Raw genomic sequence first — 11,460 nt, forward strand, 5'->3', positions numbered from 1 at the left:
GGATTTCTCCTGTTAGTGGGCAACCGCAGCAGCGCCGTGTTCATCGATCAACGCACCGTTGTGGAAACGGTCGATGGAGAAAGGTGCGGCCAATGGGTGCATTTCGCCCTTGGCCAGACTCGCGGCAAATACGTTGCCCGAGCCAGGTGTGGCCTTGAAGCCACCGGTTCCCCAACCGCAGTTGAAGAACATGTTCGGCACCGGGGTTTTCGAAATGATCGGGCAGGCGTCAGGCGTGGTGTCGACGATGCCGCCCCACTGGCGGTTCATGCGTACGCGGGACAGCACCGGGAACATCTCGACGATGGCCTGGATGGTGTGCTCGATCACCGGGTACGAACCCCGCTGGCCGTAGCCGTTGTAGCCGTCGATACCGGCGCCGATCACCAGGTCGCCCTTGTCGGACTGGCTGATGTAGCCGTGCACGGCGTTGGACATGATCACGCTGTCGATAATCGGCTTGATCGGCTCGGACACCAGCGCTTGCAGCGGGTGGGATTCGATCGGCAGGCGGAAACCGGCGAGCTTGGCCATGTGTCCGGAGTTACCGGCGGTGACCACACCGACGCGCTTGGCGCCGATGAAGCCCTTGTTGGTTTCCACGCCGATGCACACGCCGTTTTCCTTGCGGAAGCCGATCACTTCGGTCTGCTGGATCAGGTCCACGCCGAGGGCGTCGGCGGCACGGGCAAAGCCCCACGCCACGGCATCGTGACGAGCCACGCCGCCGCGACGCTGTACGGTGGCGCCCATCACCGGGTAGCGGGTGTTCTTGGAGCAGTCGAGGTACGGAATCTCGTCGGCAACCTGCTTGGCATCGAGCAGTTCACCGTCCACGCCATTGAGACGATTGGCGCTGACCCGACGCTCGGAATCACGGATGTCCTGCAGGGTGTGGCACAGGTTGTAGACGCCGCGCTGGGAGAACATCACGTTGTAGTTCAGGTCCTGGGACAGGCCTTCCCACAGTTTCATCGCGTGTTCGTACAGGTGCGCCGACTCGTCCCACAGGTAATTGGAACGTACGATGGTGGTATTGCGCGCAGTGTTACCGCCGCCCAGCCAGCCCTTTTCGACCACGGCCACGTTGGTGATGCCGTGCTCCTTGGCCAGGTAGTAGGCCGTGGCGAGACCATGCCCGCCACCGCCGACGATGACCACGTCGTAGACTTTCTTCGGGGTCGGCGTGCGCCACATGCGTTGCCAGTTTTCATGGTGGCTGAGGGAGTGTTTGAAGAGGCCGAAACCTGAGTAGCGTTGCATAGTCATTTACTCCAAAACCGCGCTCAGCGATAAACCGGGAAGTCCGCGCACAGTGCCGACACTTGCTGGGCAACATTGGCCTCGACATCGGCGTCGCCGAGGTTGTCGAGGATGTCGCAGATCCAGCCGGCCAGTTCCACACACTGGGCAACCTTGAAGCCGCGAGTGGTCACCGCCGGGGTGCCGATGCGCAGGCCGGAGGTCACGAACGGCGACTGTGGATCGTTCGGGACAGCGTTCTTGTTCACGGTGATGTGGGCGCGACCGAGTGCTGCGTCCGCCTCTTTGCCGGTGAGGCCCTGACGGATCAGGCTGACCAGGAACAGGTGGTTGTCGGTGCCGCCGGACACTACATCGTAGCCGCGTTTGATAAACACGCCGGCCATGGCCTGGGCGTTGTCGATCACTTGTTGCTGGTAGGTCTTGAAGCCAGGCTCCAGCGCTTCCTTGAAGCACACGGCTTTACCGGCGATGACATGCATCAGCGGGCCGCCCTGGGCACCTGGAAACACTGCGGCGTTGAGCTTCTTCTCGATCTCTTCGTTGGACTTGCACAGGATCAGGCCGCCACGTGGACCGCGCAGGGTCTTGTGGGTGGTGGTGGTGACCACATCGGCGTAGGGCAGCGGGTTCGGGTACAGACCGGCGGCGACCAGACCGGCCACGTGGGCCATGTCGACGAACAGCAGCGCACCGACTTTATCCGCAATCTGGCGGAAACGCGGGAAGTCGAGAGTCTTGGAATAAGCCGAGAAACCGGCAACGATCATCTTCGGCTTGCACTCGACGGCCAGGCGCTCAACTTCGTCGTAATCGATCAGGCCGGTCTTGGTGTCGATGCCGTACTGCACGGCGTTGTACAACTTGCCCGAGGACGACACTTTGGCGCCGTGGGTCAGGTGACCACCGTGGGCCAGGCTCATGCCCAGAATGGTGTCGCCGGCTTGCAGCAAGGCCAGATACACGGCGCTGTTGGCCGAAGAACCGGAGTGCGGCTGGACGTTGGCGTAATCGGCGCCGAACAGTTGCTTGGCGCGCTCGATGGCCAGGGCTTCGACCTTGTCGACGTGCTCGCAGCCACCGTAGTAGCGCTTGCCCGGATAGCCTTCGGCGTACTTGTTGGTCAGGCCGCTGCCTTGCGCTTGCATCACGCGCTTGCTGGTGTAGTTCTCCGACGCGATCAGCTCGATGTGATCTTCCTGACGTTGCTCCTCGGCATTCATCGCCGCCAGCAGTGCATCGTCGTAACCCTGGATCTGGTCTTGCTTGCTGAACATCGCGTCTCTCCCAGCGGCATCAGTGCGCCATTCGTCTCGGTAAGGCACCGGCGTTTCGGCAGTGCCCTTTGGTAGCGATGGTATGACTGGCTTGGAGAGATCAAATGCCTACGGGCGCCACGCAAAGGTGCGTTTACGACATGGCAAGAAATGGCTGGCCGAACACAACCATCAATTCAACGCAGATCCCTTGTAGGAGCTGGCTTGCCAGCGATGGGGCAGCACATCCGGCATTGATATCGGCAGGCCCGCCGCAATCGCTGGCAAGCCAGCTCCTGCAGGGTCATGCGATGGCCTGACGTAGTGCCAGCAACAGCAGGAAATGCGCGGGATACAACGCATACGCCCAACGGCGCATCGGCGGTGCTTTTACGTCCTTCGCGTGTCGCAACAGGAACAGACCCAGCCATGGCGCAATCAGACAAGTGGCGACCGCCGCCATCGCCACGCCATTGCCCAATCGAACGGAGTAATACAGCACCTGCCATTGATTGCACGCCAGGCAGACCAGCCCCGCCATCAGCGCGAAGTACCAGGGACGATGGATCACCCACAACAACACCAGCGGCAATAAAACGCCGAAGAAACCAAACATCACGCGCGGGGAAAAGAACACCGCCAACAGCAAGGCCCCGGCCGCCAGCAGGCGCGATTGCAAGGTCGGTTGCTGCCAGCCCCGCGCCACCAGCAGGCCGAGGGCCAATGTTGGCATGACGTTCAAGGTATCGTGATCTGCAATGAACATCCGATAGGGGATTTCGCTTGCTGCGCTGAACAGAATCAACCAGCCCAGATAGCGCCATTGACCACCCGTCGTCGTTTCTCGCACCCGCGCCAGATTCGCGGCCATCGCCAGGCAAAACCATGGAAACGCCAACCGCCCCGGCACATACAACAGATCGGCGGAAAAGCCGACGTATCGCAGGTGATCGAGAACCATGCTCAAAAGCGCCAACCACTTGAGCAGATCCAGTGCCCCGTCGCGCTGCCTTAAGTGCATAGTCACGTGCATAATCGTCCTTCGATTGTGTATTTTCCCGACAGCGACATCCCGTGCGCGCGCCTGACGATCTTGGGCAACGTGCGCACCCTCATTGACCACGGAACGCTTCACCATAGGCGTCCCGACCACGGAAGCAGGCCATGACCGATAAGAGCCAACAATTCGCCAGCGACAACTATTCCGGCATTTGCCCTGAAGCCTGGGCTGCCATGGAGCAGGCCAACCATGGCCATCAACGCGCTTACGGCGACGACGAATGGACCGCCCGCGCATCCGACGGTTTCCGCAAACTGTTCGAAACCGATTGCGAAGTGTTCTTCGCCTTCAACGGCACCGCTGCCAACTCGCTGGCCCTGTCGTCGCTGTGCCAGAGTTACCACAGCGTGATCTGCTCGGAAACCGCCCACGTCGAAACCGACGAATGCGGCGCGCCGGAATTCTTTTCCAACGGCTCCAAACTGCTGATCGCCCGCACTGAAAACGGCAAGCTGACCCCGGACTCGATTCGCGAAGTCGCGCTCAAGCGCCAGGACATCCACTACCCGAAACCGCGTGTCGTGACCCTGACCCAGGCCACCGAAGTCGGCAGCGTCTACACCCCGGACGAAATCCGCGCCATCAGCGCCACCTGCAAGGAACTGGGCCTGAACCTGCACATGGACGGCGCACGCTTCTCCAACGCCTGCGCCTTCCTCGGCTGCTCGCCGGCTGACCTGACCTGGAAGGCTGGTGTCGACGTGTTGTGCTTCGGCGGCACGAAAAACGGCATGGCGGTGGGCGAGGCGATTCTGTTCTTCAACCACAAACTCGCGGAAGACTTTGACTATCGCTGCAAACAGGCCGGACAACTGGCATCGAAGATGCGCTTCCTGTCGGCGCCGTGGGTCGGGATCCTGGAAAACGGCGCCTGGCTCAAATACGCCAACCACGCCAACCATTGCGCGCAACTGCTGGCCGAACTGGTCAGCGATATTCCTGGGGTTGAGCTGATGTTCCCGGTGCAGGCCAACGGCGTGTTCCTGCAACTGTCGGAACCGGCCATCGCTGCGCTGACCGCCAAGGGCTGGCGTTTCTACACCTTCATCGGCAACGGCGGCGCACGCTTCATGTGCTCGTGGGATACCGAGGAAGAGCGGGTGCGTGAGCTGGCCCGCGACATCCGCGAAGTCATGTCCCTCTGACACCTGCCCCTGTAGGAGCTGTCGAGTGAAACGAGGCTGCGATCTTTCGATGCTCAAGATCAGGATCAAAAGATCGCAGCCTTCGGCAGCTCCTACAGGAAACCTTCGCACCTGAAGACTTCGTCTACATTGTTTGTCGAGCCACTCCGCTCACATAACAATAATCAGGAGCGTACGCATGTCATTGCAAGGCAAAACCCTGTTCATCACCGGCGCCAGCCGGGGCATCGGCCGCGAGATCGCGCTGCGCGCCGCACGCGATGGCGCCAACATCGTGATCGCTGCAAAAAGCGCCGAACCCCACGCCAAGCTGCCGGGGACGATTTTCAGCGTGGCCCAGGAAGTCGAAGCCGCTGGCGGTAAAGCACTGGCCTTGCAAGTGGACGTGCGTGAAGAAGACGCCGTGCGCGAAGCGCTGGCCCAGGCCAACGAACACTTTGGCGGCATCGACGCACTGATCAACAACGCTGGCGCAATCAAGCTGACCGGCGTTCAACACCTCGAACTCAAGCGCTTCGACCTGATGCACCAGATCAACACCCGTGCGGTGTTGCTGTGCAGTCAAGCGGGCCTGCCGTATCTGAAGAAGTCCAACGGCCACATCCTCAACCTGTCCCCACCGCTGAACCTTGCGACCAAATGGTTCGCCCAATACAGCCCGTACACCGTCACCAAGTACGGCATGAGCATGCTGACGCTGGGCATGAGCGAGGAATTCAAGAACTACGGCATCAGCGTCAACTCCCTGTGGCCACAGACGATGATTGCCACCGCCGCCATTGAGTTTCAGCTGGGGTCGCGGGAGTCGTTCAAGCATGCGCGCACGCCGGCGATCATGGCGGATGCGGCCCACGTCATTCTGAGCAGCAGCGGACGCAGCCTGACCGGGCGTTTGCTGATCGATGAGGAGATTCTGCGGGAAAGCGGTGTGACCGAGTTCGACCACTACCGCTTCGCGCCGGACAGTAGCGACAAACTCATGACAGACTTGTTTATCGACTAAACACCCTCCCCTGCAGGAGCGAGCCTGCTCGCGATGGACGTCAACGATAACGCTGGCAACCTGACACCCCGCGGCGTTCTCAGGTTCATCGCGAGCAGGCTCGCTCCTACAGGGGTTATTGCGTGACCGTCAGAACTCGATGCGCACATCCCCCTTCGGCACGCTGCAGCACGACAGAATGTACCCTTCGGCTTCGTCTTCCTCGGTGATCCCGCCGTTGTGCTCCATCTCTACCTCGCCGCCGAGCTTGAGCACCTTGCAGGTCCCACAGATTCCCATGCCGCAAGCTTTAGGGATCAATAGACCGACCTTGGCCGCCGCCGCATGCACGGTCTCGCCCGGCGCCACGCGAATGCTCTTGCCGGACGCGGTGAACTCCACCTGATGCAGATCAGCCGCATCGACTTCCGGCGCATCGGCCGCTTGTTCGGCTTGCTCCACTGCATCGGCACGCGCCTCCGGTGGTGTCGCACCGAAGGATTCCTCGTGGTAACGCTTCATGTCGTAGCCGGCGTTTTCCAGCAGGCGCTTGACCGCGTGCATGTACGGCGTCGGGCCGCAGCAGAAGACTTCACGCTCGAGAAAGTCCGGAACCATCAGTTCCAGCATCTTGTGGTTCAGGTAGCCGCGATAACCGGCCCAAGGCTCGCCCAGGCCGTGTTTCTCGCAGATCAGGTGCAGGCTGAAGTTGTCGATCCGCGACGCCATGTGCTCCAGCTCGCGGTGATAGATGATGTCTTTCGGCGAGCGGGCGCTGTGGATAAACGTCATGTCGACGTTGGCGTTGGTGTCGTAGAACCAGCGTGCCATGGACATGCACGGCGTGATCCCGACGCCGCCGCTGAGGTACAGCACTTTCGGGCTCGGGAAATCCATGGCATTGAACAGCCCGACCGGGCCGTGTACCGCCAGCTCCTGGCCTTCGTGCAGGGTATCGTGCAACCAGTTGGAAACCCGACCGCCGGGCACACGCTTGATGGTCACCGAAAAGCTGTAGGGTACCGACGGCGAGCTGGAAATGGTGTACGAGCGCATGATCGGCTCGCCTTCGATTTCCAGCTCCAGGGTGACGAACTGCCCCGGCTTGAAAAAGAACATGATCGGCTGGTCGGCCATAAAGCAGAAGGTGCGCACGTCCCAGGTTTCCTGGATGACTTTGACGCAACGGACGATGTGTCGACCATTGGCCCAGGTCTGGGTGGTTACCGGGTTCAGGAAGGTGTTGGACATGCTGATCTCCACGGCCGACTGTCGGCCTTCATGTTGGCGATTCTGCGTATAGCGCGAACCACCCGTTTACCTATCTGCGACATTGACATGCTTATCGCGACCAGCCCCCAACGACCGGGGGTTGCGCGTCGGGAACAGATTGCATCATGTCGCCCATGGATAAGGTTCTGGCCTGCGCCGGCCCCACACTCGCTTCAACAGAGAACTGCTGTTTTTTGTCTTGCGTCGCACAACCGTAGCCACATTTCGCCGGCCACACAGAATGGCCATGAGGACTGAATCGATGGACGTCACTACTACCCTGAGCCTGGGCGATCCGCTGGAACCCGCACGCAAGGCCACTGCGCAGATGCTGCAAGAGCGCGAGCGCACGTTCTCGCTGCCGCAGCCGTTCTACTCTGACGAGCGCCTGTTTGATATCGACATGCAGGAAATCTTTCAGAAAGAGTGGTTGATCGCCGGCATGACCTGCGAAATCCCTACCAAGGGCAACTACCTGACCCTGCAGGTCGGCAAGAACCCGATCATCGTGATCCGTGGCGCCGAGGGTGTGGTGCATGCGTTCCATAACGTCTGCCGCCACCGTGGCTCGCGCCTGTGCACCAGCGAAAAGGGAAAGGTCGCCAAACTGGTCTGCCACTACCACCAGTGGACCTACGAACTCGACGGCCGCCTGCTGTTCGCCGGCACCGAGATGGGTGCCGACTTCGACATGAAGCAGTACGGCCTCAAACCGGTGAACGTGAAAACCGCCGGCGGCTACATCTTCATCAGCCTGGCGGAGAACCCGCCGGCCATCGATGACTTCCTGTCGACGCTCAGCCATTACATGGAACCGTACGACATGGAAAACACCAAGGTGGCAATCACCACCACCTTGATGGAAAAGGCCAACTGGAAACTGGTGCTGGAAAACAACCGCGAGTGCTACCACTGCAACGCGTCGCACCCGGAACTGTTGAAAACCCTGCTGGAATGGGACGACGTCACCGATCCACGCGCCGACCAGGCCTTCAAGGACCACGTCGCCGCCTCCGCCGCGGCCTGGGACGCCGAGAAGATCCCATACGCCCACGCGAGCTTCGGCCTGCGTAACCGCATCGTGCGCATGCCGCTGCTCAAGGGCACCGTGTCGATGACCCTGGACGGCAAACAGGGCTGCGCCAAACTCATGGGCCGCATCAAGAACCCGGACCTGGGCTCGATGCGCATCCTGCACTTGCCGCACTCCTGGAACCACTGCATGGGCGACCACATCATCGTGTTCACCGTGTGGCCGATCAGCGCCCAGGAAACCATGGTCACCACCAAGTGGATCGTGCACAAGGACGCGGTCGAGGGCGTGGATTATGACGTGGACCGCATGCGCCAGGTCTGGGACGCCACCAACGACCAGGACCGTCGCCTGGCCGAAGAGAACCAGCGTGGGATCAACTCCACGGCTTACCAGCCAGGGCCTTACTCCAAGACCTACGAGTTTGGTGTGGTGAACTTTGTGGACTGGTACAGCGAACGCCTGCTGAGCAACCTGGGGGCCGAGCCTGCGCCGTATCTCAAAGGCGTACCCGTCCAAGGCTGATGCCACTGCCCCCTGTAGGAGCGAGCCTGCTCGCGATGGACCTGAGAACGCCGCGGGGTGTCAGGTTGCCAGCGTTATCGTTGGCGTCCATCGCGAGCACGCTTGCTCCTAAAGGGGTTTAGAACTGTACGAAATATGACCTATTCCCTTCCGCGCTATACAGACCGCGCCTCTCAGCCTTCCGCAAACAAGTTATCCACATCTCCACCCACAGCAAATGGGGACAACTGTGGAAATGTTGAAAACTTTCTCCACAAAAACCAAAGAAAATCCGTGACTTATCCAGAACCAGGCTTTTCAAATGCGCCTGATCATTTTTCAACCAAACCATTGAAAGTCACGTATCACGTGGCTCACAGACTATAGCGAACACCTTATCCACAGAATCGCCAACAGACTTTGGGTACAACTTCAGCACGCCTGTGGAAAACCCCTGCAAACCGTGAAAAACAGAGGGTTTCACGGTGTTCAGGGGCAAAAAACGTCGACATGATCAATATTTGATCAAAGCCATGAACGTTACGTCCTGCAAGGGCTGTAGCACTGAGCGAACATCTTATCCACAGAACCGCCAACAGAGATTGGGGGCAACTCTGCATCACCGTCAGCACTTATCCCCTTGAAAAAGCTTGGAAAAATCAAGGCTGTGGCTGGTTGTTTTTTGAACGACGCCTTGTAGGGCTTGATTGGTATGGGGTGCAGCGAGTGGCGAACACGTTATCCACAGAACCACCAACAGGGATTGTGGGTAAATGCCGAGGTGGTTCAGACTTTATTGAGGCATGAACGGCCTGACGTCAAATCCAGGTTCAATTCAAAGTCTTTGAAGGCGCGCCATCCGAGCAATATCGACGGCACGTAACGCCCATCCATCAGCGACGGAGGGATGGTAAAGCCGGGGTAGTATTTGTAGGTGACTGCCATGCTCTCACCTTGCAGGGCCAATAAGCCATCGAAGCGCTGGAAGTGATAGTTGTCGCCGGAGCTTGAGCTTCCCGGTGTCAGCGCCTGCACAACGCTTTCTTGCCTGCCGGGCGATCCGGCCGTCAGGTAGTCGACATTTCCCGTATCTATGATTGCCAGCGTTGCCCGGCGATCCAGTTGTGCGGCAACCACCAGCCGTTGATTGAGATCCAGGCGGCTGTAGGCAATTGGCGCATCACAACGCCTGGCGGACGGCGGATTGAGCTCCAGCGCTCGTTGGGTGATCTTCAGGCGTCCCAGCTTGCTGAGCAGATCCAGCCCCAACAGATTCTCCCGGTCGCTGACAAAGACCAGGACGTTCCTGAATTCGCGGCTGCCGACCCGGAGTGAGCCGAGGATTCCCAGCCTCGCAGCAAGGCCCTTTTCGCCATAAAACGTGTTGTAGCGATAATGAGCATCGGGCAACAACCGGATGCCCATCTGTTTCGCTGTGGCGATGTTGACCCGGGTTTGTGGTGCGCCCGTGTCCAGTACAAAACGCGCCGAGACACCGTTGGCCGCGCCGACCTCAATAAATGGCAGCACTTGATCAGCAATGTAAAAGTCGTCGGCATACGGATGGAGCGGCAGTACTTCATGCCGCGCTAAACCATTGACCGAGAAACTGCCGGTGGAAGCCAGCATTGCCAGCGATTCGCTGCCAAACGTGGAGAACAACGGTTTCAGATCGGGGTTAGCCTCAATCGCCCGCGCGTGTTTGTCCTTGATCGCCAGATAGTATTCAGGGAGCTGGTTGGCGGCTTTGGCTTCGAGCATTCTGGCGAAGACCGTCACTGAACAACTGAGATTCTTCGTGGCATCCAGCACCGCGTCGCACTGTTGCCTCAATTGCGCCAAAGAGGCGTTGCGCCCCTGTTCGGTCTCAAGCCACTGATAAAAATCCGGTTCAACCACGGGGGCCTTTGTCGGGGCGGCAGATATGGCGCCCGTGGTGAGCCACAGAGCCGATGCAAAGAGCGCCAGAAGAGCGAAAGTCTTCATATTCAGGCCAATCATAAAAACCGGTTTTATGGGTCAGCGCTGAACGTCTGAAAGCTCCCGACCTCGTATTGCCCTTTAAGCAGCGCATGGGAAAACTTTAGTTCACCGGGCAGCTCGGTGCGACGCAATATTCTGTGGGAGCGCGCTTGCTCCCACATTGGATTTGTTGCAGTTGGTTCGTCAGCGGACGACCCCTTCTTCGATGAGCAGCTTAAGGATCGCCTCGGCGCCGGTTTGCGCCGTAACGCCTTTGAGCACTTGGCCACCGCCGCCGCTGGCCTTGGCAGTCGCCGCTTTCATGCGGTCGGCGCCGCTCTTGGCCTTGATCACTTTCAAACGTTTGGGCCGTGGCTTGGCTGGTTGCAGGGTGGAAACCGCCAGCAGTTCATCATCGATAACCTCCACTTCATCGGCCCGCAACACTCCGCGTCGAGCCGGGCCGTAGGCACTTTGTCGAGGTTTGGGTGCAGCGTTATCCACAGTCGCCAGAAACGGTAACCGGACTTTCAACCGGCGCCGCTGGCCACGGGGCAAGGCTTGCAGCACCAGCGCCGAACCGCCATCGATGGACTCGACCTGCGCCAGTCCCACCACCAGCGGCCAACCGAGGCTTTCGGCCAGCAGGAACGGCAACATCCCCGAACCTTCGCCGGTTTCCGCCTGGCTGCCGGTCAGCACCACTTGAGCGCCCGCGTCGCGCAAATAGTCGGTCAACGCTGGCAGCGCATCAGCACCTTCTGGTTGTTCAAGTACGTGAAGTTGTTCAAGGCCCATACCCAGATAGGCGCGCAACGCAGGTTCGGCGATGTCGCCGGCATGCAGCACCTGCAAGTTATCCCCAGCCAGTTGCAGACCCAATTCCACCGCCCGCGCATCCTGTTCCGCGCGACGTGGCCGGCCGGAGGTCGGGTGGGCGCCGATGGACACCAGGCTGATGATTTTCGTGCTCATAACCCTTT

Annotated in this window: 9 protein-coding genes; 3 read left to right on the top strand and 6 right to left on the bottom strand. The window is 59.8% G+C overall.

Features of this window, described 5'->3' with window-relative positions; translation table 11 throughout:
- Positions 1 to 12 precede the first annotated feature (12 nt).
- The 3 genes from QMK58_RS27480 to QMK58_RS27490 all read right to left on the bottom strand — a co-directional run bounded on the left by QMK58_RS27480 (position 13) and on the right by QMK58_RS27490 (position 3,552).
- Positions 13 to 1,263, bottom strand: a complete 1,251-nt coding sequence (locus QMK58_RS27480; RefSeq protein ID WP_007980419.1) for a sarcosine oxidase subunit beta — start codon at positions 1,261 to 1,263, stop codon at positions 13 to 15.
- Between the two features lie 23 nt (positions 1,264 to 1,286).
- A complete protein-coding gene (gene glyA / locus QMK58_RS27485; protein WP_053163070.1) occupies positions 1,287 to 2,540 on the bottom strand; it encodes a serine hydroxymethyltransferase in 1,254 nt (417 codons plus the stop codon).
- A 283-nt stretch (positions 2,541 to 2,823) separates the two neighbouring features.
- A complete protein-coding gene (locus tag QMK58_RS27490) occupies positions 2,824 to 3,552 on the bottom strand; it encodes a TraX family protein (RefSeq protein WP_256220759.1) in 729 nt (242 codons plus the stop codon).
- A 131-nt stretch (positions 3,553 to 3,683) separates the two neighbouring features.
- On the opposite strand from QMK58_RS27490, the gene QMK58_RS27495 reads away from it, so the two are divergent.
- Both QMK58_RS27495 and QMK58_RS27500 read left to right on the top strand, forming a co-directional pair.
- On the top strand, positions 3,684 to 4,724 hold the full coding sequence (locus QMK58_RS27495; protein WP_053163074.1) for a low specificity L-threonine aldolase: 1,041 nt from the start codon (positions 3,684 to 3,686) through the stop codon (positions 4,722 to 4,724).
- A 178-nt stretch (positions 4,725 to 4,902) separates the two neighbouring features.
- On the top strand, positions 4,903 to 5,727 hold the full coding sequence (locus QMK58_RS27500; protein ID WP_053163075.1) for an SDR family oxidoreductase: 825 nt from the start codon (positions 4,903 to 4,905) through the stop codon (positions 5,725 to 5,727).
- Positions 5,728 to 5,856: 129 nt separating this feature from the next.
- Here QMK58_RS27500 and gbcB read toward each other — a convergent pair whose 3' ends face one another.
- A complete protein-coding gene (gene gbcB / locus QMK58_RS27505) occupies positions 5,857 to 6,957 on the bottom strand; it encodes a glycine-betaine demethylase subunit GbcB (protein WP_053163077.1) in 1,101 nt (366 codons plus the stop codon).
- 283 nt (positions 6,958 to 7,240) lie between these two features.
- Here gbcB and gbcA point away from each other — a divergent pair, with 283 nt between their 5' ends.
- Positions 7,241 to 8,536, top strand: coding sequence for a glycine-betaine demethylase subunit GbcA (gene gbcA, locus QMK58_RS27510; RefSeq protein WP_053163079.1), 1,296 nt, complete (start codon positions 7,241 to 7,243; stop codon positions 8,534 to 8,536).
- A gap of 765 nt (positions 8,537 to 9,301) precedes the next feature.
- Here gbcA and QMK58_RS27515 read toward each other — a convergent pair.
- Entirely contained in the window at positions 9,302 to 10,501 is a 1,200-nt protein-coding gene (locus QMK58_RS27515) for a retropepsin-like aspartic protease (RefSeq protein WP_320395667.1), read from the bottom strand.
- A 180-nt stretch (positions 10,502 to 10,681) separates the two neighbouring features.
- Positions 10,682 to 11,452: an electron transfer flavoprotein subunit beta gene (locus QMK58_RS27520; RefSeq protein WP_053163082.1), complete on the bottom strand. Its 771-nt coding sequence runs from the start codon at positions 11,450 to 11,452 to the stop codon at positions 10,682 to 10,684.
- Positions 11,453 to 11,460: the final 8 nt, after the last annotated feature.

It is taken from the genome of Pseudomonas sp. P8_241, assembly GCF_034008315.1.
In the GTDB taxonomy this organism is placed as follows: Bacteria; Pseudomonadota; Gammaproteobacteria; order Pseudomonadales; family Pseudomonadaceae; genus Aquipseudomonas.

Excerpts from the sequence above, each read along its gene's own strand:
- glyA (WP_053163070.1), bottom strand. The coding sequence starts at position 2,540 with ATGTTCAGCAAGCAAGACCAGATCCAGGGTTACGACGATGCACTGCTG.
- QMK58_RS27495 (WP_053163074.1), top strand. The coding sequence starts at position 3,684 with ATGACCGATAAGAGCCAACAATTCGCCAGCGACAACTATTCCGGCATT.
- QMK58_RS27520 (WP_053163082.1), bottom strand. The coding sequence starts at position 11,452 with ATGAGCACGAAAATCATCAGCCTGGTGTCCATCGGCGCCCACCCGACC.
- gbcA (WP_053163079.1), top strand. The coding sequence starts at position 7,241 with ATGGACGTCACTACTACCCTGAGCCTGGGCGATCCGCTGGAACCCGCA.
- gbcB (WP_053163077.1), bottom strand. The coding sequence starts at position 6,957 with ATGTCCAACACCTTCCTGAACCCGGTAACCACCCAGACCTGGGCCAAT.
- QMK58_RS27480 (WP_007980419.1), bottom strand. The coding sequence starts at position 1,263 with ATGCAACGCTACTCAGGTTTCGGCCTCTTCAAACACTCCCTCAGCCAC.
- QMK58_RS27500 (WP_053163075.1), top strand. The coding sequence starts at position 4,903 with ATGTCATTGCAAGGCAAAACCCTGTTCATCACCGGCGCCAGCCGGGGC.
- QMK58_RS27515 (WP_320395667.1), bottom strand. The coding sequence starts at position 10,501 with ATGAAGACTTTCGCTCTTCTGGCGCTCTTTGCATCGGCTCTGTGGCTC.
- QMK58_RS27490 (WP_256220759.1), bottom strand. The coding sequence starts at position 3,552 with ATGCACGTGACTATGCACTTAAGGCAGCGCGACGGGGCACTGGATCTG.